The organism is Verrucomicrobiia bacterium (assembly GCA_035946615.1).
GTDB lineage: Bacteria > Verrucomicrobiota > Verrucomicrobiia > Limisphaerales > UBA8199 > DASYZB01.
Genome location: DASYZB010000035.1, coordinates 15200 through 38999 on the forward strand (window position 1 = coordinate 15200; position 23800 = coordinate 38999).

The 23800-nt window shown below is 58.3% G+C and carries 13 protein-coding genes; 7 read left to right on the forward strand and 6 right to left on the reverse strand.

What is annotated here, in order from left to right; all coding sequences use genetic code 11:
- The first annotated feature begins 3 nt into the window (after window positions 1–3).
- The 4 genes from VG146_05490 to VG146_05505 all read left to right on the forward strand — a co-directional run bounded on the left by VG146_05490 (window position 4) and on the right by VG146_05505 (window position 7748).
- Entirely contained in the window at window positions 4–3996 is a 3993-nt protein-coding gene (locus VG146_05490) for a hypothetical protein (GenBank protein ID HEV2391801.1), read from the forward strand.
- Window positions 3993–4850, forward strand: coding sequence for a rhodanese-like domain-containing protein (locus VG146_05495; GenBank protein ID HEV2391802.1), 858 nt, complete (start codon window positions 3993–3995; stop codon window positions 4848–4850). The genes VG146_05490 and VG146_05495 overlap by 4 nt, the downstream gene beginning before the upstream one ends.
- A 123-nt stretch (window positions 4851–4973) precedes the next feature.
- Window positions 4974–6326, forward strand: coding sequence for a hypothetical protein (locus VG146_05500; GenBank protein ID HEV2391803.1), 1353 nt, complete (start codon window positions 4974–4976; stop codon window positions 6324–6326).
- A gap of 78 nt (window positions 6327–6404) precedes the next feature.
- Window positions 6405–7748: a multicopper oxidase domain-containing protein gene (locus tag VG146_05505; protein ID HEV2391804.1), complete on the forward strand. Its 1344-nt coding sequence runs from the start codon at window positions 6405–6407 to the stop codon at window positions 7746–7748.
- A 74-nt stretch (window positions 7749–7822) separates the two neighbouring features.
- Here VG146_05505 and rimO read toward each other — a convergent pair whose 3' ends face one another.
- The 4 genes from rimO to VG146_05525 all read right to left on the reverse strand — a co-directional run bounded on the left by rimO (window position 7823) and on the right by VG146_05525 (window position 12249).
- Entirely contained in the window at window positions 7823–9454 is a 1632-nt protein-coding gene (gene rimO / locus VG146_05510) for a 30S ribosomal protein S12 methylthiotransferase RimO (GenBank protein ID HEV2391805.1), read from the reverse strand.
- 120 nt (window positions 9455–9574) lie between these two features.
- A complete protein-coding gene (locus VG146_05515) occupies window positions 9575–10492 on the reverse strand; it encodes a 50S ribosomal protein L11 methyltransferase (protein HEV2391806.1) in 918 nt (305 codons plus the stop codon).
- A 51-nt stretch (window positions 10493–10543) separates the two neighbouring features.
- A complete protein-coding gene (rph, locus tag VG146_05520) occupies window positions 10544–11302 on the reverse strand; it encodes a ribonuclease PH (GenBank protein ID HEV2391807.1) in 759 nt (252 codons plus the stop codon).
- A gap of 5 nt (window positions 11303–11307) precedes the next feature.
- The gene (locus VG146_05525; GenBank protein HEV2391808.1) at window positions 11308–12249 is read right to left on the reverse strand and encodes a DHH family phosphoesterase; all 942 of its coding nucleotides are present in this window, start codon (window positions 12247–12249) and stop codon (window positions 11308–11310) included.
- 123 nt (window positions 12250–12372) lie between these two features.
- Here VG146_05525 and VG146_05530 point away from each other — a divergent pair, with 123 nt between their 5' ends.
- The 3 genes from VG146_05530 to VG146_05540 all read left to right on the forward strand — a co-directional run bounded on the left by VG146_05530 (window position 12373) and on the right by VG146_05540 (window position 15840).
- Entirely contained in the window at window positions 12373–13188 is an 816-nt protein-coding gene (locus VG146_05530) for an SDR family NAD(P)-dependent oxidoreductase (GenBank protein ID HEV2391809.1), read from the forward strand.
- A gap of 12 nt (window positions 13189–13200) precedes the next feature.
- A complete protein-coding gene (locus tag VG146_05535) occupies window positions 13201–14484 on the forward strand; it encodes a lactate racemase domain-containing protein (GenBank protein ID HEV2391810.1) in 1284 nt (427 codons plus the stop codon).
- Between the two features lie 297 nt (window positions 14485–14781).
- A complete protein-coding gene (locus VG146_05540; GenBank protein HEV2391811.1) occupies window positions 14782–15840 on the forward strand; it encodes a 3-isopropylmalate dehydrogenase in 1059 nt (352 codons plus the stop codon).
- A gap of 165 nt (window positions 15841–16005) precedes the next feature.
- Here VG146_05540 and VG146_05545 read toward each other — a convergent pair whose 3' ends face one another.
- Together VG146_05545 and VG146_05550 are read right to left on the reverse strand one after the other, a co-directional pair.
- On the reverse strand, window positions 16006–19035 hold the full coding sequence (locus tag VG146_05545; GenBank protein ID HEV2391812.1) for an immunoglobulin domain-containing protein: 3030 nt from the start codon (window positions 19033–19035) through the stop codon (window positions 16006–16008).
- Window positions 19036–19301: 266 nt separating this feature from the next.
- Window positions 19302–23753 (reverse strand): acyl-CoA dehydratase activase-related protein, encoded by a 4452-nt coding sequence (locus VG146_05550; GenBank protein ID HEV2391813.1) that lies wholly within the window; start codon window positions 23751–23753, stop codon window positions 19302–19304.
- Between the last annotated feature and the right edge of the window lie 47 nt (window positions 23754–23800).

A 23800-nucleotide genomic window follows, 5' to 3' on the forward strand; every position in this document is an offset into this window, starting at 1 on the left:
CAAATGCGTGCTGCAAATTCAAAGTGCCAGCGCGGTCTTAAGCCGCAGGGTCTGCTTTTGTTCCTGGCCTGTCTGCTGCTCGCCTTCTCTTCTTTGGCCCAGGAACAACAGCAAGGGATTTGTTCCCAAATCAAGATGGTCATTTCCCAGCGGCTGACCCTCGAGCGCATTGGTTTCGAGGCGACGCTCCAGATTACCGACAATGACCCGAACAACCCGATTACGGGCTTCGCTGCGAACCTGACATTTGAAAATCCCCTCTACTCCACCAACGGCGTTCAAAACGATTCCTCGAGCCTGTTTTTTGTTCAACCCCCAACGCTTGGCAACATCCAGGATGTCACTGGCTCGGGGACGATTGGCCCGGGGCAAACGGCGACTATCCGATGGTTTATTATCCCAACGGTCACGGCAGGTGGCACGGCGGCCATTGGGACCGTTTACCGTGTGGGCGCCGTTTTGAGTGGACAGCTTAATGGTGTGCCCATCCCAGCGGCCTCGCTGGTCGTCAGCCCCGCGCCCATTACAGTCATGCCCGACGCCCAGTTGCAGATCACTTATTTCACTCCGCGCGATGTCACTGGCATGGACCCATTCACGGGCCTGGGCGCCCCAATCCCCTTCACGTTCGGTGTTCTGGTGCAGGACGTGGGTTACGGCCCGGCTAATAATGTCAATATCGATTCGCAACAACCTAAGATCGTCTCGAACGTGCAAAACACGCCGCTGGTCGCCCAACTCCTGGGCTCGCGTGTCAACGATTCGGCGCTGTCCAATGCCGACCTGACTGTGAACCTGGGGACCCTTCAACCCGGCCAGGCTGCCAAAGGCGCCTGGGACATGATTGTCACGCTCTCGGGAACGTTTCTTTCCGTAAGCGCCTCCTACACTCACTCGAGCGCCTTGGGTGGACAGGAGACCTCTTTGATTAAATCCGTCAATGCCTATCTCTTTCTGCATGAGGTGCTCGACGATCAGCCTAGCCGGGATAATGTCCGCGATTTCCTAGCCGATACGAGCGGCAAGCTCGATAGCATCAACAATCTCATCCCTGATTCACTCTATGAAAGCCAGGGCGGGGTGTATCCGGTGAATATTCTCACGAACGCCTCGATCGTCGGCGGTCCCAATCCTTTCCAGATCAACTTGAACGCCACGCTCTCCGGCTGGGGTTATCTCCGACTGACGGACCTCGGCCAGGCCCGATTGCCCATCGGCTCGGTCGTTCGCTCCGATGGAAAGGTGCTGAACCCGAACAATTACTGGACGAGCATCCACTACGAGCCCATTACCAACTTCAAGGATACGTATTTGAATATCTTCGACCTGGTCGATGTGGCTCCCTACAGCTACACGGTTACCTATACCAATATCCCGCCAAATATAATGCCCCCTGTCACTACTCTCAACTTTGCGGGACCCGTGGCTCAGGCCAATGGCATTTATTATGTCACCCCGACGACCCAGATGTATTTCCTTTCTCAAGACGCCAGCCCGGTCACTATCTACGACAGCCTTGAAGGCGCGCCTTTTGCGGTGGCCCTGCCGTTCAGCCTCACCGACCCTGGCGCCTATCAGCTCTCTTTCTATGCCCAGGATACCAGCGGCAATCGTGAGACAAATCATAATGTGACTCTGGTTGTGCCAGGCCCAGGCTCCTTGGCCTTCAGTTCGGTGTCGGTCCCATCCCAGCCCATCGTCAATGCCGGCGGTGCGCTCTCCATCCGGCCCGGCAGCGTTCCAATAACCTTCCAGCCGGCGCTTAGCCCGACCGCGCTCAATGCTCAAATTGATATCTTCCAGGGCGTCGTCGGCTGGGCCACCATTTCAAATGCACCCTCCTCCCCGACTGCCAGCACTTCGGCGTCCCTGAGTATCGGCGGCCAAAACGTGGACTTTTACATCTACCAGCTCAATGGAGGTTCTTGGAGTGCTGAGAGCCCGGTGACTACGCCGCTCAACCTATCCGGACTTGCGCCGGGCAATGTAACGGTATCGGTGTTGGGCCGTTCACAATACGGGAACTACCTGGACCCAAGCAATGCAGTCAGCGTGAGCTGGGTAGTGGATGCCGCCGCCCCCGCGACCACAATAGCTGGAACACCCTCGACACCTTCACTGTCAGGCTCAGCATTGTTAAGCGTGGGGGGCACAGGCGTGACCAATTACCGCTGGACATTGAACGATAGTTATTATCGCGCGCCAACTCCCGTGGCTACTCAACTTGTCTTGACCAACTTGCCGGCCGGCACCCAACAGGTCGCTATTCTAGGCGACATCAATGGCACTTACCAGCTTACCAATAATCCGACGACGGTTGCCTGGACGGTCAACCCGATATACGGCTACGACCTGAGTGCGCTCAGCAATGTGCTATCTGTGGCGTACACGAATGTCAACGGTCCAGTTGCCTATAATTGGAACGGTCTGAGCGGCGCCGGCGTCAGCCAGCCTCCTGGGTGGTACACCGTCCGAATCACTCTGATCGATGCCCTTGGCGACACCAATTTCACCGTCGGCTTGGCTCAACTGGGCTCCTGGTCCGGGTCCACTAGCGTTCTGGCGGATTTTACGCGTGGCCCGCAGAACCCACGCGCTCGGGGCCGTTGGGCGGTTTGGCAGGACCAGAGCGATGGGAATTGGGAGATTTATGCCCAGGACCTGACCAGCACTGCGGCAATCCAGCAGATCACTCGCACTTCTCTAAGCCAGGAAAATCCAAGGACCGATGGGCGCTATGTGGTCTGGCAGGCACAGCAAGCCAATGGGAACTGGGATGTTTATATGCAGGACCTTGAAGGCGCCTCTGGTCCGCAGGCTCTTACCAGCACTGCTGCAACAGACGAAATCAACCCGGCCATTGACTGGCCGTGGGTTGTTTATCAATCCCGCGCCTTTGGAAGCACCACTGCCCACTGGCAACTCTTTGCCTTGAATCTTATCAGTTCGAATCTCCTGGCCGTTTCGCCTTCGACTCAGGATGAAATCGATGCCGATGTGCAGGGCGCGCGCGTTGTTTGGCAGGACCTCCGCAACCCGGGGGCTGGAGAGATATATTTTGCCAATCTCGAAACAACGCAGGTAACCCGGCTGACCACGAATCTCTTTGGGAAATTCCATCCCTCCATCGATGGCAATTGGATTGTTTGGGAAGACGCCCGCAATCTCGAACTGGACCTCTATGGTTTCGATTTGCTTCGCAATGGCGAGGTCCGCATCACCAGCACACCCGAAGACGAGATGCTGCCGGTTATCAACGGCTCCTGGGTGGTTTGCACTGAGAATTCGCTCGGACCGCAAACTGGCAATGGCCGCCTGATTCACCTGCCCAGCCAAATCGCCATACCGCTTACCCGCACACCTACGATGAAAACCTTGGCGACCTTAGCCGATAACCGGGCGGTTTGGCTCGAAACCATTTCGAACCAGTCCCGTATCGTCACGGCCACGTTGCCTTCTTTACAGCCGGTGTTCCAGAATAAGAATGTGGTCGCCGTCACCCCGGCCATGGCGACCGAAGCGGTCAATGCCTACGGTCTGCTCGCCTTGTGGGGGTCTAATGGGGTGCAGGCGGTGACGGAATACACAGCGGTGGTCCCTCAAGTCACCAGCCAAACCGCCGTCTTGAACAATGGCATTGCCTCTGGCCCGAATTTCAATCTTGTACCGGGCTTATTCCTCTGGCTGCAATTTGATCGGCAGCAGGTGCTCGATTTGGGTCTTAACAATAGCGCACCGCTCAATTTGTCCGCCGGGGCAAACGTGTTTAGCTTTACGGCCTTCCCGGATGGCTATAGCGCCTACACCCTCTTGCGCCAGCTCGGTCTGGGCAATGCCTCCGCTGTACGCATGCTGGATTCGCAATCGGGTCGATGGCGCGTGGCGACGGTGCAAAACGGCTCTATTGTAGGTGATGATTTTACCATTCCCAACGTCGCTGTCTTGATGGTGAACCTGACGGCTCCAATTAACGGCTTTATGCCACAATCACCATGAACATTTCAAATCAGAACAAGAATTGTCTCCGCCATTGGGCAGAGTGCGCCGGCGGAGCGGTGTTAGCTTCTTTGCTGGGGGCGTTCACGTCCTTACAGGCTCAATCAGCCACCCTGGCCCAGTTGCAGCAACGCCTCGCGCAGCGGGAAAAACTGACGATCATCGATGTGCGCTCGCCCGTGCTTTACGCCCAAGGTCATGTCCCAGGGGCAATCAACATTCCGGCTTCGCTTTGCTCGCAAAAGAAGCTACCGCCCCTAGGGGCTGTAGTGGTTTATGACAGCGGACTGGGCATAAACGATTCAGGAGCTGCCGAGGGGGCCGCAGCGCAATTGGGCAAGCTGCCGGGCATCCATGCCGAGACACTTGCTGGCGGTTATGCCGCTTGGGAAGAAGCGCACCTGCTGACCACCAAAGGCCAAGGCGCCAGGCGTGAAGCCCTGCATTATATCACTTACGCCCAGCTCAAGACTGCATTGCCGGGCGACGTGGTGCTTGTGGACCTGCGGCGGCAACCAAAGGCGGCTTCGGTTCCCGGTTCACCGGGCAAGGCCGCCTTAGCCCTTACGGATTTGAGTTTGGAATTTCCTGGGTGCCGTGTGATGAAATCCGCCGCTGAGACCAGGAATGCCAGCTCATCGGGCAAGGCGCCGCTGGTAGTTTTTATCGATAGCACCGATGGCACGGCTGAAAGCTCCGCGCGCCTCTTGAAAGCAGGCGGCACACGGCACTATGCCATCCTGGCCGGAGGCGAGGCCGTTTTGGCTCGAAAAGGTGAACGTGGATTGGAGCGCTCCGGCACCGGCGCCCTTAGCCCGCGCCGCGCCAATAAACCATCGAGACCTTCCAGCTAGAGATCCATGCGCGCGCCATTTCGCCAATTTAAGCTCCCGAATCGCGTGGCAACTGGCCACAAGTCTGGACTGCGCCGGCCCGGCTGCTGGGGGCGGGCGTTGTTTGCGTCGACCTGTTCTTGCGTGAGCACCTCAGCTTTGGCTGGGATTCTCATTACCAATGTTGTGCCAGCCAACGTTACGCCTGAAACGTTTTCGATTATCGGCGCGGTATCCCCTGTTTCGGCCGCACAGTCCTTTTCGCTTTCTGTTTATTCGGACCCAGCAGGCACGACGAACCTTGCTGGGCAGATCGGGATCGAGTACTACCCGCTGGCGTCCGGAAACCCGCTGCTGACCAATTCTTATGACCGTCTGCTCAATCAAAGCACTCTGCGCCAGCAGTCTGCCAGCCAAGGCCTCTTGTATGCCCGGGTTTCCTACTGTGCCCCGGGCACGACCTACTATTATCAGCTCAAAGTGACTAATACGAACGGCCAAAGCGCCGTCTGGCCGGCGAGTGGGCCGCTGCCTGCCGTCACCACCGCCCAGCAGACCAGCTTCGTGTTGGAAGACCTCCAAGTGGTTGTGACGGTTAACGACCGTAATATTGAAGGCGGTATCGTCACGATTTCCGCTACAAATTCTCCCAGTGTGCTGGCCGCCGTGGTTGGGGATGGCGCCGCAACGAACCAGGCGTTCTTTAACTTAAACGATCTCCTGGCTTTGAGCGGTGCCACAAACCTGGCCTTCGCCTCAAATCAAGGGTTCACAGCAGCCGTTCTGAGCGCCGCCCCTGCTTCGCTTTCACAGCCCTTCGCTTTGGGGTTCTCAAATGTTTTCCTCGTCGCCCAGGAATCGCAACTCGCTCTCACGCCGCTGTTGGCCCAGTTGAGCCTTGGTTCGACGGCTGCACTCACCGGCACGGGCGGGTCGCTTTCGGTGATGCTGAATTCTTCAGCGGCCTTGAGCGGGTTCTCCCTGATCCTGGACATGCCGATTGCCGAGTTCAGCGACTTTTTCGTTCAGCCCACGGCAACCCTGCTGAACGCCGTCTCCCTGCGGGTCATCGGTTCCCATACGCTTCAGGTCGATTTTGCCGCGCCGCCGGGCCAGAGCTTCGTGGGCGACCAGCAAATTGCGCGAATTAATTTTAACGTGGCATCGAATTTGCCCTCGGCCTTTATCAGCCTCTCTCCGATTTCATTCGAGGCGACTAACACTCAAAGCCTGCTGCTGCCCAACGCCTCAGCTTCAGCGGGCCGGGTAGTGGTGATCGGCTCTCAACCGCTGCTGGAGGGCTCCATCTCCAACGGCGCCCGGTTGCTGACCCTCTATGGTATCCCGGGCGACAGCTACCAGCTTCAATTCTCGACCAATGTAACCGCTCCCAATTTCTGGAGTAATTGGGTCGGCGTGTCGTTGACCAACCTCTCGGCCATAATTCCGAACGTCAATTCAACCGCGCCCATCCTCTTTTATCGCGCTTACAAGTAGCTACAGCTCCAAAGCTCCTCATTTGAAGACAAGCCTTTTGGCGCTCTCGCGTTGGTTGAGGTGAAGGCCTGTGGTTCAATGTCATCTCGAAGCACAATCCAACTGGTTCTGATCCTCATATGGCTTCTGGTTTTTCTAGAGGCTCTTGGCCAAAGATTGGCCTATGATGTCAACCCCACGGTCACCTCCAGCATGGGCGAGATGGGCGGCAAATATTTCGGCCAAATCCCCGACCCCGCCAAGACCCACCACTACTACATTGCCGCTGAGCCGGACCAATGGGATTTTATGCCCATCGGCTCCGATCCGATTTGTGGCGCCACGCCCTCGGCGGATGTTATTTCGCGGCATCTCATTCGCAAGGTGCGTTATTTCCAATACACAGACGCCACATTTACCAAGCGCGTGCCGCAGGCTCGGCGGTTGGGCATTCTTGGGCCGGTGTTGCGGGGCGTGGTGGGAGATTATCTGGAGATCACTTTCTTGAACCGCGCTGCCTTGCCTCTTTCCATGCACCCGCATGGTCTCAAATATGACAAGGACAGTGAAGGCAGCTACTACGGTAACAGCAGGCAGTTAAAACTGCTCCAAACAAGAAACAAAGAAGGGCGTTCCTCTCCCGGGCTCGGGGCGGCCGTTGGACCAAATGCCCGGTTCGATTACGTTTGGTATCTCGACGAGAAGTCCGGGCCGCTTCCTACGGAACCCAGTTCCAAGGCATGGCTCTATCACAGCCACGTAAGCGGTGAAGGCGAGATCAACCTCGGCCTCGTGGGCTTTATTATTGTCACGGACCCCAAACGGGCCAGACCCGATGGCACACCCAAAGACGTGGATCGGGAAATGCCTGCTCTGTTCATGATTTTCAACGAAAACGGGATGGACACAGAAGCCGAGGAAGGATTGGAGGCCGCGGGCGGCAGCGAGTCGTTGAGCAACTTGATCAGCGCACTGACAGTCGAGAAAAGCCAAAAACGGTTCAAATCGTCTGGCCCTCAGCCTGATCTCGCGGACGAGGGCCAGCGTTATGCGATTAATGGCTATATCTATGGCAACCTGCCTGGCCTGGAAATGAATGAGGGCGAAAGGGTGCGGTGGTATCTCTTTGGCTTGGGTGCGGAAACCGATTTGCACACGCCGCACTGGCATGGCCTGCGGGTACTTGAAGAGGGGACACGGCGAACTGACACCGTCGAGTTGCTGCCAGCCTCAATGAAAGTGGCCGACATGTTGGCCGATAATCCCGGCGACTGGCTGTTCCATTGTCACGTGGCGGATCACATGGCCAATGGTATGTTCGCGCTTGTCACCGTCTATTCCAAAGACACAGCCGGCATCAGCCGGGGGCGAACCAAAGCATTCCTGGGCTTCCCTTCGCCGAGTCCGGGGGGCACAAATGCCATCGGGAGGCCAGGGCAGTAGGCGGCGGCGCCAAAAACTGCAAAAGCCGCAAACCGCCATTGTCGGATAGCGTTTCCAGCTCGTCTGATGGCCGCTCATGCGGGTTCCCCAATCAAATCATAATCCGTGTGCCCGATGACCTTTATCTGGGCAAACTCGCCGACGGGGACTCGCCCTCGGATGTAAACACGTCCATCGATATCCGGCGCATCGGCCTCGCCGCGCGCCAGGAAATACTTTCCCTTTAGATGCGGAAGAAGTTCCCCGGGTCGGCGAATCAATCCGTGCTCCCAGGAGCTAACCTGCGCCTTGTGCAACTCTTTGGCGCTTGCCTCGCGCTCGACGAGCACGGGTATCGTGCGGCCAACAAACGACCCAGACATATGCGCCGCCACTTGCCTTTGAACCGCCATCGCCCGGTCGCGGCGCCGGCGTTTGGTCTTCTCCGGCACCTGACCTGCCATCTGCCCCGCGCGCGTCCCCTCTTCCTTTGAATACGTGAAAACCCCGAGTCGCTCGAAACGCGTTGCGCGAATGAATTCGAGCAAAGTCTCGAAATATTCCTCCGTCTCGCCGGGGAACCCGACAATAAAGGTTGTGCGCAGGGCGATGCCCGGAATACCCGAGCGGATTCGTTCGAGCAGTTTGACGATGTATTCCTGCGACGTTTCGCGCCGCATCCGTTCGAGCATGTTTTGGTGGATGTGTTGCAGGGGAATATCGACGTAACGCGCTACCTTGGGGCATTCGGCGATGGCCTGTATCAATTCATCCGTCCAATGCGCCGGGTGCGTATAGAGCAGGCGAATCCAGAATTGCCCGGGCAACGCATTCAACTGGCGCAGAAGACTGCAGAGGGTAGGCGCCTCGGACGGGAGCAAGCGGACAGCCGCTTTGAATCGCTCCGGGGCGGCGATAGCCGGGCTGTGGTTGGCGCGCAAGTCCAGGCCGTAATAGGTCGAGTCCTGCGAAATCAAGTTAAGTTCGCGCGCGCCGCCGGTCAGTAAAGCGCGGGCCTCCTCCAGCACATCGGCTTGCGCCCGGCTGCGGTGCGAGCCGCGCATGCGCGGAATAATGCAGAAACTGCACGGATGATTGCAGCCCTCAGCAATCTTCACATACGCAAAGTGCCGCGGGGTGAGCCGGAAACGAGGGGTGGCATAGTCCGGGATGTACCGTGGACGGGCGGTGACCGAGAGCAGGGCAGGGGAGGTGGGCGTTGAACGGTCCGAAGCGTCGGCGGGTTTTGGCGGCGTCTCGCCGCCAAAGACCGGGCGAGACGCTTGCCCTCCGGGCGCATCGGCGCTGTTGGGCAATTCTTTGCGTCTAAGCCTTTCTTTCCGCCGCAGCGCGGCCGCTTTCACAATGCCCGTGATACCGGCAACCTGGTCGATGCCGATGAATGCATCCACCTCGGGGAGGAGCTTGGGCAGCTCATCCCGGAAACGTTGAGGCAGGCAGCCCGCCACCACTAAGCCCTGTCCGCGGTTGCCGGCTTCTCGCACAGCGTCCGATTCCAGGATCGTATCGACGCTCTCCTGCTGGGCTGAGTCGATGAACGAACACGTATTGACTATCAGCACGTCCGCCTCCTGGGCATCGTTGGTGATCTGGACACCTTCCTTGAGCAAGGTCCCGAGCATCACCTCGGCATCCACCAGGTTCTTCGCGCATCCCAGGGAGATCATTCCAACCCGCAACGGGCGCTCTAGAGATTCTTCTTTCATTAAAGGCGAATAGCTTACGCCAGGAAATGCACCCGGGCAACTGTGCCGAAGGATAGGATGATAGGATGAAGTCATGAAGGTCAGTTAGAGCTTATTCTTAACGGACTCTCTCCTCCACGTTCACGTCCTCGTCCTGCGCCCTCGATTTTTCAGAGCCCAGGCTCCTGAGCGCCATTCGCCTTTTGTCTGAGAGCGTATGAACCGCAGCCCCAGCGCCTCATAGGCCGTCCGAACCTGGTGGAACTCGCTTTCAAGTATTCCAGCCAGGACCAGCAGGCCACCAGGGGCTACTCGTGCCAAAATGCGGTCGCGGTGTTCGATCAGCAGGTTGGAAATCAGGTTTGCGCAAATGACGGAGTATTTCCTTCTCGAAACCAGAGGAAGCTGCGAGATGTCCTCGCGCCTAAAACGGATGCAATGGGCTACTCGGTTAAACAGGGCGTTGGTGGTTGCGATGCGTATCGCATCGGGATCAATGTCGATTGCATCGACAGGTGCGTAGCCGACTTTGGCAGCGGCGATGGCCAGAATGCCTGAACCGGTACCCAGGTCCAAAAAGGATTGAGCTCGCTGCTCGTCTCGCCAGAAAACCAGCTCTTCCGCGCAAAAGCGGGTCGTCGGGTGCCGCCCTGTTCCGAAACTCAAACCGGGGTCGATTTGGATGGCTTGTTGTCCCTTAGCCGGACGTTTGTGGTCCCAACTTGGCTGTATCAGAAGCCGTGGACCCACCTCGATGCGGCGAAAATGCCGTTTCCAGGACTCGGCCCAGTCTTCCTGCCGGACTCGCTTCAACGAGAACCTTCCCGGGCCTAGGCGCAACCCGCAACTCTGAATGTGCTTGAGACCAGCTTTTAACTGCGCCCGTTTGGCCCGGAACTGCTCGGGTTTCGCCGGCAAAAACACGGATACCCGGGCTGCCCCGGTTTCGGCGTCGGTATAAGAAGTGGGGAGTTGACCAAAAAGCGTCTGCAGCAATTCCCCGACTGCCTCCTCAGCCTCCTTTGTGGTCAGAACGGTTAAGTTCCAAGGTCGATTAATAGCAACACTCCCGGGAAGCTGGTCCCTGAGGACAACAAGCCGCTATGCGTTTCATTCGCCCAGCGCTCTTTGTTGTGCTTTGAGCAATTCCTGTATGCCGGCCCTGCCCAGCCGCAGCATCTCCGCCAGTTGCGCCTCGCTGAAGGTGGCTTCCTCGCCTGTGCCCTGCAATTCGATGAATTCACCGGCCGCGTTCATCACCAGGTTTAAATCGACGGCTGCCGCAGCGTCTTCAGTATAGCACAAATCCAACAGGGCTCGTTCCCCCACCAACCCGACACTCACCGCCGCGACTGCCTGGAGCATCGGGATTGCCAGCAGCTTGCCTTCGGCCAGCATCTTCTTCATAGCCAAACGCAAGGCAACATAGGCGCCCGTGATGGCGGCAGTTCGAGTGCCGCCGTCGGCCTGGAGGACATCGCAATCAATCCAGATCGTGCGGCTGCCAAGCTTCTCAAGGTCCAGGGCCGCCCTCATGGCGCGGCCAATCAGCCGCTGGATTTCCTGGGAGCGCCCGTCGATTTTTCCCTTGGTGCTGTCGCGCGCTTTGCGCTGCAGGGTCGAATAGGGGAGCATCGAATACTCTGCGGTAATCCAGCCGCCCGTGACGCCTTGTTCTTTCATCCAGCGCGGCACCGTTTCTTCGACCGTGACCCCGCAAATCACGCGGGTATTGCCCCACTCGACCAGGGTCGAGCCGGTTGCGTGGGGGGCGATGTCGTTTTGGAAGCGCAGAGGCCGCAACTGATTTGGCTGACGGCCATCGAGGCGGGCAGGCGTTATGGGAGGCGGTGTTGCTAATTGGCTCATGGCGCCTACTTCTGGGGGCTTTCCACAGAGGCAAACAGGCTCTCGAGACTGTTGATCTCAGTCTCCTTTTTCGGGCCAAGAACCTGGCGCAGGTAATGGACTGCATCGGCAATCGTTTTAACCGAGCGCGGCAGCGAGGCCCCGCTGGCATTGGCGTGTCCGCCGCCCTGGAGCCTTTCGGCTATCTTGAGGGCCTCGCCGTTGCGGCTGCGCAAGCTGGCAATAATGACCCCGGTGCCTCGCTTAAAGAGCGTCAGCAACACAGGATATTGCGTGGCCTGCCGCTCGAGCAATTGGTGAACGATCAGATTATTATTGCCAACAACGGTATCGACGAAGCCAATGCCGGGACTAATCTCGGTAATGTTATCTTTGCTCCAGGCAAACCCGAGCGGGTCTTCCACGCGGCGCTTAACGGCCATGACTTCGAGCAACGGATGGTCCAGCAGTCGCTCGATCTCTCCCTCGACTAAAGTGTATAAATTCCAGAACTGATAGATTTTGACCATGTTCGCGTAATCGCAGGCGAGAACGAAGTCGGGGTCATCTTCTAGGAACAGGTCGGCAACATTGTTAAGATGCACCAACCGGTCCAGGGCAGGAGTAGCCAGGCCGTGATGCCGGCAAATCTCGTAGCAGAGCAGGCCGGCGGATTTGTTGACGTCATGAATTAGCGTGGCGGTTTTGGGGGCCGCATCGGTCACATGATGATCGATGATCAGCCAGTTCGAGCGGTCCAGGCGCGGTTCGAAGGTGAGGTCGGTAATCCACCCGGATTTTTCCCGCAGGTCGCGTTGGCGCCAGTAATTGTAATTGCAGGCCTCCAGGCGCACGGACGCATGGAACAGCTTTTTGGCCAGCCGCTGCAAGAGCACTCCCGCCACCAACCCATCCAGATCGCTCTCGTGCGTGAGGATCACCTCGGGCTTTGGTAAAAAGTCCATCATCGTCAAGGAAGCTAGCTGATGCTCCTGTCGCTGGCCAGAAGATTCAACGGTTGCAAGGTTGCAACGGTGCTTTGTGTTTTTTTTCTTCTGTGCCCTCGGGCTTTGGCGCAGAATTCATCCGCCATGAAACCAGGTGACCTGTTTGATTTGTCGGCTGAAGTCGCCGTTGTTATTGGCGCGACCGGCGCGCTGGGCGGTGAACTGGCCCAGGGTCTGGCTGAGGCGGGAGCAGCGGTCGCCGTGCTGGGTCGCCACGCGGAGCGCGGGCGAGCCCGGGCCAAGAGCATCCAGGACAAAGGCGGGCGGGCGATATTCGTGCCCGCCGATGCAGTCCAGAAGAGCAGCCTCCAAGCCGCGCATCAAGTGGTGCAAGATGGTTTTGGCCCCCCCACAATCCTTGTGAATGCGGCTGGAGGCAATGACCCCAAGGTCACAGTCACCTCGGAGCGTCGTTTCGAACAGATTGGCTTAAGTGATTGGCAAGCGAGTTTCGATTTGAATTTGGTCGGCGGCGCCTTGTTGCCCTGCCAGGAGTTTGGCCCTGGCATGGTCGCTCGAAGCAAGGGCAGCATCATCAATATCTGCAGTGTCTCGGCGCATCTCCCTCTCTCTCGAGTGGTCACGTATTCGGCGGCCAAAGCGGCATTGCTCAACCTGACACTCTTCCTGGCGCGTGAATGGGCGTCGAGCAATGTCCGCGTCAATTCAATTACCCCAGGGTTTTTCCCCGCTGAGCAAAATCGCAAACTCCTCTTCAACGCGGACGGCTCGCCCAGCGCCCGAACACAGGCCATTTGGGCGCATACACCCATGGCCCGCTTTGGTGAGCCGCGCGAACTGATTGGAGCAGCCCTCTTTCTGGCCAGCCAGAAAGCCAGCAGCTTTGTCACCGGAACCGATATCCGGGTGGATGGGGGATTTTTGGCGCAGACGATTTAGAGTGGAGGTGTCATGAAAGAAACCGTTCCGCAGCTCAGCCCTTCCCATGCCCGCGAGATTATTGCCCGCGCCTGCCCAACAGCGGCCTGCAGCGGCAAACGTATTCTGCTCATTATTCCGGATGGCACGCGCACCGCCCCGATTGGACTGGTGTTCCGCAGCTTGCACGAACAAATCGCCGGTGTCACAAAGGCATTCGACGTGCTGGTGGCCCTCGGCACCCATCGGCCCATGAGCGAAGCGGCCATTCGCCGCCGGCTCGAAATCTCCGAGCACGAGAGACTGGACCAATACCGCCAGGTCAAATTCTTTAATCATGCATGGGATTCACCTGCTGCCTTAAAGCAAATCGGCACGATCCCCGCCGAAGAAATCAGCCGGCTCACGGGCGGCCTGTTCGCGATGGACGTTCCCGTGGAAATCAACCGCATGCTCTTCGAGTACGACCAGGTGATCATAGCTGGCCCGGTTTTTCCGCACGAGGTGGTGGGGTTTTCCGGTGGCAACAAGTACCTCTTTCCCGGCGTAGGAGGGCCGCAGATTCTGAACTTTTTCCATTGGCTCGGGGCAGTGGTGACCAATCCGATGATTATTGGCAACAAATGGACCCCCGTGAGGAAAGTGGTCGATCGGGCTGGGGCGATGGTGAAGGTGGATAAGCTCTGTTTTTGCCTGGTGGTAGATGAGCAGAAGAATCTGGCAGGACTTTTTGCCGGCACACCCGAGCAGGCTTGGGACCAGGCGAGCGACCTTTCCAACCAAATCCACATAACCCGCAAACTCAAGGCCTTTCACACGATCCTTTCCTGCGCCCCGCCGATGTACGACGAGCTGTGGACGGCCGGCAAGTGCATGTACAAACTTGAGCCGGTCCTGGCCGATGGGGGTGAACTGATCATTTATGCGCCTCATCTCAAAGAGGTCTCTGTCAGCCATGGCCAGCATATCGAAGCAATCGGTTACCATTGTCGCGATTACTTCCTGAAACAGTGGGATAGGTTTAAAGACGTCCCTTGGGGCGTTCTGGCCCACTCGACACACGTCAGAGGCCTCGGCACTTTCGAAAATGGAGTTGAGGAATGCCGCGCGCGAGTGACCTTGGCCAGTCAAATCCCAGAGGAGCAATGTCGGCGCCTGAACCTGGGCTATCGCCATCCGCAGAGCATTCATACGGGGGACTTCACCAATCGCGAGGAGGAAGGCATCCTGTTGGTGCCCAAGGCGGGCGAAATGCTTTTCCGCCTCGAGACCCCTCCTCCATGGGCTGATGGGCGCTTCTCCGCGAGCGTGGCGTGAACCACATGGACCTAGAGTTCAAGGACGTGAGATTGGCGGATTTGTGTTAAAGGGCTGGAAGATCACGGTGAGGTTTGTGGTCGCGGTTCCGTCTGACCAAAGCCTTATCAGCAGGAGTTAAATCAGACTGAAGGCGGAGCTCGTGAGAGGCAAATTCCTGTCTGGAAGATTTAGCCTGCGAATTCGGGCTTTAGGGCCATTTCTCACAAAACCTCATTAATTTCCATTGCGACGAGCGTTTGAATCCTTAGCATCTGCCCCTTGCCGGCAAAACTCAGGCCGGATGCGACCTATATCATGAAGAACTACAACATTGCAGTCATTGGCGGCGATGGCACCGGCCCGGAGGTGGTCCGTGAGGCGGTCAAGGTCCTCGAAACAGCCGCCGGGAAGTTTAATCTCAAGCTCAATTTCACCCATTATGACCTGGGCGGCGACCGCTACCTGCGGACCGGCGAAGTGCTGCCCGATAGTGTTCTGGACGAGTTGCGTAAATTCCCGGCGATTCTCCTGGGGGCTATTGGCCATCCCAACGTCAAGCCGGGCATCCTTGAAAAAGGCATCCTGCTGCGCGCTCGATTCGAGCTCGAACAGTACATTAACCTGCGACCTGTAAAGCTTTATGACGAGCGGTTCTGTCCGTTGAAGGATAAGAAGCCTTCAGACATCGATTTTGTGGTCGTTCGCGAAAATAACGAGGGGCTTTATACCGGGGCGGGCGGGTTTGTCTTTAAAGGGACTGCGAACGAAGTGGCTCTGCAGGAAAGCGTCAATACGCGGCGCGGCGTCGAGCGTTGCCTGCGCTATGCCTTCGAGTATGCCCGCAAGAGGAACAAAGACAAGAAGCTGACTCTTTCAGGTAAAACCAATGTGCTGACCTACGCGTTCGACCTGTGGGAGCGGGCGTTTCACGAAATCGGAGAAGCCGATTTCAAAGATATCAAGCGCGATTATGCGCACGTCGATGCCACCACGATGTGGTTTGTCAAAAACCCGGAATGGTTCGATGTGATTGTGACGGACAATATGTTCGGCGATATCATTACGGATTTGGGGGCGATGGTCCAGGGGGGCATGGGCATTGCCGCGGGCGGAAATATCAATCCGCAGGGGACCAGCATGTTCGAGCCGATTGGCGGCAGCGCGCCGAAGTACACCGGCCAGAATGTCATCAATCCGCTGGCCGCCATCTGCGCCGGGCAGATGCTGCTGGATTTTCTCGGCGAGGCCGCCGCCGCCAAGGCCATTGAAGACGCGGTCATCAAAATTGTGCGGGAGAAGATAAAGAGCCTGGCAGCCGGCAAGATGGGCTACAGCACCACGCAAGTGGGGGATTTGGTCGCGGTCGCACTCTGAGCACCGGATTTTTTAGCCGCAAGAGAACTCAAAGAACGCAACGAGAACCAAGCGGGAAAGCGGCGGAAGGAATCTCAAGATGACCGGCGGTTTCCGCGAAGCATGCCCGGAAGGCTCTCCGGTTCTTTGCGTTCCCTGCGTTCCTTTGCGGCTAGTTCCAGATCCCTACCATTGTCGGACACGGTAAAAGCGCCGCGGGCCGCTGGCGTTTGGATCGATGAGCAATTGCGGCGTGCTGGTTCCACGCACCGTGCCTGCTGTCAGCCATGTGGGGGAACTCAAGGTTGCAGAATACTCGAGCGCGTAGTTCTTTCCCCCGACGGTTTGGACGAGCACGGCAAATTGGGTTCCCAACAGGACGGTTCGGAGGATTTGAGGATGAACGCCAACTGAACCCACCAGCAGAAGGGTATGGGCCTGGCCTGCGGCAATGGCGAACACATTCGTCACCGCCGGCAAAGAACACTGACCATTCCAGTTGTTGCCCCAGGCGCCAACGGTCCCATCCGCTTTGAGCGCGACGCTGTGGCTTCCCCCTCCGGCTAAAGCAACGACACCGGCAAGGCTGGCAGGAGCCTGCGATTCGCCTTGGGAATTATCACCCCAACCCACGACAGTGCCGCCACCTTGCGCCGCCAAACTGTGATAAGCCCCCGCCCCAATGGCGATAACATTGGACAAACCGGCGGGCACAAGGGATTGGCCGGCAAAATCGGCGAGGGCATCCGTGTTTTCGCCCCAAGCCACCACGGTCCCATCTGCGCGCAGGGCCAGGTTATGATCACCGCCCGCGGCGATTGCCACGACGTTGGTCAAATTCGAGGGAATATCGAGCTGGCCGGCGCTGTCATCGCCCCAAGCCACTACCGTCCCATCCCTGCGCAAGGCCAAGCTATGCCATGTCCCGGCCGCGATGGCTATGACGTTGGACAATCCTTGCGGGGGAGTCGCCTGGCCATAGGAATTACCGCCCCAGGCGACGACTGCGCCCTCAATGGTCAGGGCGAGGCTGTGGTAACCGCCCCCGGCGATGCCAATCACATTGGAAAGAGATGAGGGAACAGTGCATTGGCCTTCATAGTTTTGCCCCACTGCTTCAACAGAACCGTCTGTGCGCAAAAAGAGGCTGTGCCAGGCGCCGGCGGCGATGGCGATCGCCCGGGCCGAGTCTGTCGGAACGTTCAATTGGCCGAGCGAGTTATCGCCTTCTCCGACGATTGAAGTGATGGTCAAAACGGCGTTGGAACTCAGAACGCTGCCGTATGGGCTGCTGATCACCACTGAGTAAGAGCCCGCTGCTGTCTGGCTGACGCTGGGCAACGTGAGCGAGCTGGCCGTTGCGCCCGGAAGCGGCTGCCCATTGAAGTCCCATTGATAGGATAATGGCGCCGTGCCGCCCGCCAACACCGTAAATGTAACAGGGTTGCCAACATATCCCGTTGCGGACTGAGGTTGCTGAAGGATGGAAGGCGGGCTCGTCAGCAGCCCATACACATTCACCCGCCCGGAGAATGTGGCGAGATAGACCTTCCCATTCGCGACAGTCGGCGGCACAAACTTTGCAAAATTGCCGACCGAATCCCGCGCGCTCACCTGTTGGGAATTCCAGAGTTCGCGAGACACGTTCTGCGCGTCGTAGGCGCGCAGAATCCCGGGGCGAACACTCTGGTTGGCGTCGCCGGTCAGTTGGTGGGCAGCCCAGACGATGGCGCTGCCGGCATTGGTTCCATTGGCCGAGAGAGAGAGGATGCCGCCCGGCTGGCCACGTGGTGCGGCAGTGGGGCTTTGCGCAAAAACCGGCAGCACAAACAGGCCCTTGCCGCGGTCGAAGGCGTACTGCTGCAAATACACCGAGGAGGGCCAAATGTAACCGTATGAAGCATCCGGTCCATCCCACCACACGGGCCCGCCATGCACCTCGTCTGTCGTGACCCTGAAACTCTGCACGATGTTGTCGTTGGTGGTTGTGGACGTGGTTAAGCCCCCCATGTTGTCGCGGTCCACCAAATAGACCACTCCCTCTTTGCCGCCGGAAAACGCCAGGCTTGTCCCCGGAATCAAGAGCATCCCACCGGAACCAAGGTCGATATCGCCATTCTCCAGATGCTGCCAGTTATATGGCGTAAACCAACTCGCAATACTCAACATTCCCGCATTGGGCGTGAGTTTGAGGAAACTTTCGCCTCGATCGGCTGTACTGGACGTATCCACCAATCCATTGCCTGTGGAGATGTAAAGGTTGCCATTCGGATCGGCGGCGGGGCCTTGGCCGCTCATCCAAATGCCGCCGTTATAGCCGTTGGGCGTGTCATTGAAGACGGCAGTCTGCTGCAACGTCGAGGTGTTATACCCAATGAGCCAGCCGTGATACGGCCCATTATCGCAATGCGATGACCATGCGACATAGACCGTGCCGTTGACCAGCGCCAGCGCAGGACGCTGGTTTTGTCTGGCCGAGTCAAACGCAATGGTTCCTCCCACGCTCCCATCGCCTGTGCCGGTGTAGTTCGCTGTGATAATGACGGGACTGTTGGGCCGTTCGAGTCCCGTCGCCACATCGAGCGCGTGCAGGCGTTGAACAAAATTCGTCCCGTATTCCTTTGTCCGCGCCACCAGAAAAACCGTGCCCGAAATCGCGTCAATGACCGGCGTTCCGACGATGCCGATATTGCCGCTAAAATCCCGATAATATCCGCCGCATGCGCCAAGGGCGCTCATGTCATCATTGGAGGGAGGGACAATGCCGGGCGGGTTGATGAAGATGGTCTGCCAATAGGGCGTGGACACCGCGGCATTATCAGCGTCGAAGGCATAAACCGAATCATTAACCGTGGCGACAATGAGGAGGTTATGAGCGCCCTGGCCCGGGATAGCGACGTTGGCGATGACCAACGGCTGGGCATAAACCTGGTCATCAACAACGCGGGTGAAAACCAAGCCGAACTCGTTGCTATTGACGTTTTGAGTGTTCAGCAGCGGTTCAGACAGATTTGCCCCCGTCCGGGCGTTGTCATTGTGATGCGTCAGCACGCTCACAGGCGTGGCGGCGCCGGCAACGATAACCCCGAGAGACAACAAAGCCCCCAGCACAAGGTGCAGGAATCCTTTTGGAACGGTCTTGATGCCACGGGCGCTTTGAAAGCAATAAAGCACGGAACGATAGCAGGAGATTGCAAAAAAGCTAATTATACCCATAAGGAGACTGGCTCCAGCTTAGCGCGGATATTCCGAATGGCGAACAGAAATTAAAAAAGGATTCGGGCAACGGTTCGCCAAGGAGGTGGGGATGGGGAATCCCGCTGAAGAAAACGATCCGCCACCCGAATCGAGCGTAATTCTTGGAGAGAGTGTTGCATGAAGTCAAATGAAAAAGTTTTTTTTAACAAAACGAACATGTCGTCCGTAAATACCCTTAGGTTGGGGCCTTTGGGGCAGGGAATGCGGAGCGCTGGAGACACGAATTAGCGCGAATGAGGAGTTTCTTCGACCAAAGCTCCATTGGTGACAATCGGCGCAATTCGCGTCTCCTTAAGCTCGTCGGAGCGTTGAGCGAAGCGGGTTTTCACCTCGAAGGCAAAGTTATCCAGCGCGGCCCCAGAGACGGTGTCACCATTAAAGGCCAGAGTGAGATTGAGCAACCCTTCTCGCTCAGCTAAATAGTGAAATTGCGCCTCGGCGATCTTGGTCGGCATGCATTCCAAAGGGCCAACCGAGATGACTCCGTCCACCTGCCGGCGATGGAAAGCTTCGAGGGCGCCACCCACCGTTAACACCGCTTCGCCTTCGAGTTCGGGATTGAGGTACGGTTGTGCGGCGGCCAGGGTCTGCTCAATCGAAGGGGGGCGAGGCCAGCCCAGGTGAGGGGCCATGGCAGCGCGCACCAGCGTTTCAATGCGCTTTTGGATATATTCGGCAAAGTGATCGGCCACCAGGTTGCGACCGCTCCTGCGCCGGGCGACGTAGCCGCAGTAGGCCACCCACTCCGATTGCGGCGCCAGGCGCACCCGCAGTCCCCGGCTTTCGAGCTTTTGAATCAGAAAGTCGTTGCTGAACTCCACTGCCCGGACATAAATCTCTCCGGTCAATTCGACGCGTGGCAGGCTGCCCGAACCGCGTGCGGCAGCAAATTCTTTGGCCGCGCGCGCCAGAAGATCGCGAATACCGAACAGCCGTCCACCCGCCACTTGCCATAAAGCTGGGCTGAGGCGCAGGTCACCGCGACCGGCCCGTTCGAGCAGGTCAAGAAGCTCGGAGGAAAAGCGGCGGTAGAGCGCATCGGCGTGGCCAGGCTCGTGTTCAAGTGGGCGAACATCCAGCAACGCTTGAAAGAGTACATCCGTTGCAACGATGCCAGCGACCATCAGCATTTCGGCGCCTGCGGGAAGATCGTCGAAGTAGCCAGAATCTTTCGGCGCCCAAATTCTGAGCCGGTCGCTCCAGCCCAAGCGCTCAAGGACGATGCGGTTTAACAGATTATAAACACCGAAACGGCAGGGGCCATCGGTGCTGGGCATCACATAGACGAAGCGTTCGCCCGGGCGCGCCTTTTCCAGCCGCTGCAGCAACGAGCCAAGGGTCAGCGGCATGGGGAGGCATTCCTTGCCGGAGGTAAAACGGCGGCCTCGGCGCATCGCTTCCATATCTGGAGGCGGCAAGGCTTCGGCGTTCAGACCCACCCCGCGAAAAACTGCCGCTACGGCATCCGAAGTGGCGCCCAGGCACGGAATGAGCATTGTTTCGGTCTCGCCGTTGTAACGGCCAACGTCGCGCAGACGCAACCCGGTGGATTGGATTGAGGCGAAGTCGGTTGGTTTTTGGGCCGCGTGAGGCGCCCGGCGGTCCTCATCGACGCAATGCAGAAATGCCTCGACGCGGGTTTTGGTGCCGGCATCGCCGGAATGGCCGTCGGTTTCGATGATGGCGAAGGGTTTTCCTTCCATGACGTAAGCCGCGAAGTGCAGGTTGAAACTATCTGGACCGCAGGAATAATTGCTGCAGTAGAGGGCGTACTGGCCGGGTGTGCGCCGGACCTGGTGGGCTGCGCGCAAAAGGCTCTGGCCGTAAGCCCAATACATATCATCAAACTGCGGCCCTTCCTGTTCCAACGGATAACAATCCACCGGGATGCCAATGGCGCCTTGCTCGCGCAGGATGGCCGGCACATTCGAGTTCAGGAGCTTGTTATGAATTGTATAGCTCCGCCCCAAAACCACTACCGGCACGACCTCCCGTTGCCGGCAAAAATCCAGCGCGCGCTGGCCAATCTCTCCGCTGCCCTGTTCGAATTCCCTTTGCAACTTCACCCCGGCTGCCCAGGCGCTACGCCAAACTCTTTGACTTACCCCCAGCGTCTTTCCAAGCCGCCGGCAGCTTGCCAGAAACTCTTCAGATTCAAACCCGCCCGGGCCGAAATCGATAAGCGGGCAGAGCAGGCGGTCTGCAGGTCCGTGGCTGCCGTTTAACGAGCAGCGCATCACATCCGGGCTTGCTTGAACAATAGGACAGACCACCAGTCGCCGCTGGTCATGGGCCGGCGCCAGGCTCCGGACCATTGGCACAAAAAGCCGCTCCGCGCCGGTCTCGGCCATCCGCTCGGCCAATCCATGAAAGAGCTGCATCGGAGCGCAAAAAGGGACATTGGCAAACTGGATGCCTCGTTTGAGAGTCGCTTGGTTACTGCCCGAGACCAGTTCCAGGCCGTAACCTGAATGATGGAAGAAAGCCGCAAAAAATGGGAATAGCCCTTTGAGCATGAACTCGTCGGCCAACGCGATTCGGGGTTTCCCCCGGGCGCCCAAGAAAGGAACCACCAGCTTTTGAGCCAACTCGGACTGCTCGCGAAAGGGGTCCGGGGCAAGGTCCGGCAGTTTTTTCTTGCGCGTGGCTTTATCATGCAAGGCGCAACCACCGCCCCAGGTAAAATTGGCCCGATGCTCGTTGACGACTGTTCGAAGGCGTTCGATCCGGCAGCGGTTGCCGACCCCGCCGCAACCGGAGCTGGCACGGCAGACAAACGAATCCTTCTCTTCAACGCTGGCATGGAGAAAGAGGTTTGGGTCGAAGAAAGGGTGGCGACCGGCTGAATGCGAAACACCAGCAGCGACCGGCTGCTGACAGCCGCTCAGCCCAGCGAGTTCCCGGGTCGCAAGCACCGCGATGCCAAGCGCCCCAACCGTTCCCGGATTGGGCGGAACGATGACCTCGCTTCCGGTCTGCCGGGCAACGGCTGCCGCGAGGGCGTCGGCCGAAAAAGGCATGCCCTGGCAAAAGATGACCTTGCCCACGGAGCGGTTGCCTTTCACCCGGTTGAGGTAGTTTTTGATGATCGAATCATAGAGGCCGGAGATGATGGCCTGCGGCTCGACGCCTGCTCCGACACTTTCATCGATGACTTCCGCCATAAAGACCGAGCAATGCTGCCCCAGCGAGATGCCCCAAGGCGCGCTCATCGCCGCCCGGCCCAATTGAGTGACATCCTGAATGCCGGGAAATTTGCGGCCTTGTTCCTCGATGAAAGAACCTGTCCCGGCACTGCAGGCCTCGTTCATGGCACAATCGATTATACGCCCCTCGGCCAGCCGGATGTACTTGGCGTCCTGGCCGCCAATCTCGAAAACCGTATCCACTCGCTGGTCGTAATGAAGCGCACCGGTTGCGTGAGCGACGATCTCGTTCACGATGAAGACAGCCTCTTTGCCGTAGCAGGAGGTCAACAAAGACCCGGCTATATCCCGTCCGCTGCCAGTGACGCCAAAGCCAATGAGCGGGCACTTGCCCGCGGGCCCGGCAACGAAGCGCCTCAGCAAATCCTGCGCGGCTCCGACTGGATCGCCCAGGGTTTGACGGTAGCCTTCCCAGAGCGTTTCCAGGTTGGCAATGTCGATGGCGACCAGTTTCGCTCCCGTCGAGCCGATGTCGAACCCCAGCACGGACCGCCGCGCCTCGCCGTCGATTTCAGCCCAGGGCCGAGCCGGCATTCGCTGAACCTTCCCGAGCGCCTCGATAAGAGGCGGGAGCCGTTCGAGATTCAGCGGAGGCGCAGGCGCTAACAAAGACTCGAGCGGCGGCAGCGTGGCCGATTGTTCGGAAGCGATGACTGCACAGCCAAGGGCCTCCAGGTCCAGCGCGTGTGGCTCACTGAAAGGAATCAGCTCCATTTGCTGCCGTGCCAGGGCTTCGCCCAGAACACGCCGCACGCGAGCCGAACGGCTGACGCCGCCCGTCAGCAAAACCCAGCGAGGGCTTACCCCCGGCTTGATGAGCACCAGGACATTCTCACAGACCGCATCGAACAGACCTGCCAGGATGCGCGCGCGGTCCTCGCCTTTGTTGGCCAGGTGGGTCATATCGGTTTTCAGGATGACCGGGCAGCGCCCGGAGAGCGGGGCCGGATCGGGCACATTGCAGCAGAGAGCGCTGGCCTCCTGGACATCCAGCGAGAAGCGCTCCACCAGTTGACGCAGAAAATTGCCCGTCCCCTGCGAACAGCGGCTGTTTTCCCTGAAAACGCTCGGAGCGCTGTCCCGAATCTCGAGGACAGAAAAGCCGTGGCTCCCGATGCTCACCACGGTGGCGGGCTTGGTTCCAAAATGGAACCGGTAACCGCGAAGCTGGGCCTGTTTGGTGGGAACCCGCGGCAATTGTACCTGATTGGAAAAGCGACCGGTCACTGCCGCGCCGCTGAAGGAAGACCAGTCCCAGCGACGCAGCGCATCGAGGAGGCGGGGACCTGGATTTTTTTCGTGCTCGAATACCTCGCGCCGGCCAATGCGCAGTCCGCCTGGCTGGCAGGCCAACTCGACCAGTTTCACCGTCTCAGTGCCGATATCAATTCCAAGAAAACGCTCGTGGGCAGCAGCGGGCCTTCTCGCGCCTGTCGAGCAACCAGTTTCCATCTGACTCAGGGTTCGCATGGTTCCATTTTACTGGAAGACCACTGACTGGCTTAATTGATAATCTT

Coding starts and splice junctions, on each gene's coding strand:
- VG146_05550 (HEV2391813.1), bottom strand. CDS start 23,753: ATGCGAACCCTGAGTCAGATGGAAACTGGTTGCTCGACAGGCGCGAGA.
- VG146_05530 (HEV2391809.1), top strand. CDS start 12,373: ATGAAACCAGGTGACCTGTTTGATTTGTCGGCTGAAGTCGCCGTTGTT.
- VG146_05495 (HEV2391802.1), top strand. CDS start 3,993: ATGAACATTTCAAATCAGAACAAGAATTGTCTCCGCCATTGGGCAGAG.
- VG146_05545 (HEV2391812.1), bottom strand. CDS start 19,035: ATGGGTATAATTAGCTTTTTTGCAATCTCCTGCTATCGTTCCGTGCTT.
- VG146_05535 (HEV2391810.1), top strand. CDS start 13,201: ATGAAAGAAACCGTTCCGCAGCTCAGCCCTTCCCATGCCCGCGAGATT.
- VG146_05490 (HEV2391801.1), top strand. CDS start 4: ATGCGTGCTGCAAATTCAAAGTGCCAGCGCGGTCTTAAGCCGCAGGGT.
- VG146_05505 (HEV2391804.1), top strand. CDS start 6,405: ATGTCATCTCGAAGCACAATCCAACTGGTTCTGATCCTCATATGGCTT.
- VG146_05540 (HEV2391811.1), top strand. CDS start 14,782: ATGAAGAACTACAACATTGCAGTCATTGGCGGCGATGGCACCGGCCCG.
- rph (HEV2391807.1), bottom strand. CDS start 11,302: ATGAGCCAATTAGCAACACCGCCTCCCATAACGCCTGCCCGCCTCGAT.
- VG146_05525 (HEV2391808.1), bottom strand. CDS start 12,249: ATGATGGACTTTTTACCAAAGCCCGAGGTGATCCTCACGCACGAGAGC.
- rimO (HEV2391805.1), bottom strand. CDS start 9,454: ATGAAAGAAGAATCTCTAGAGCGCCCGTTGCGGGTTGGAATGATCTCC.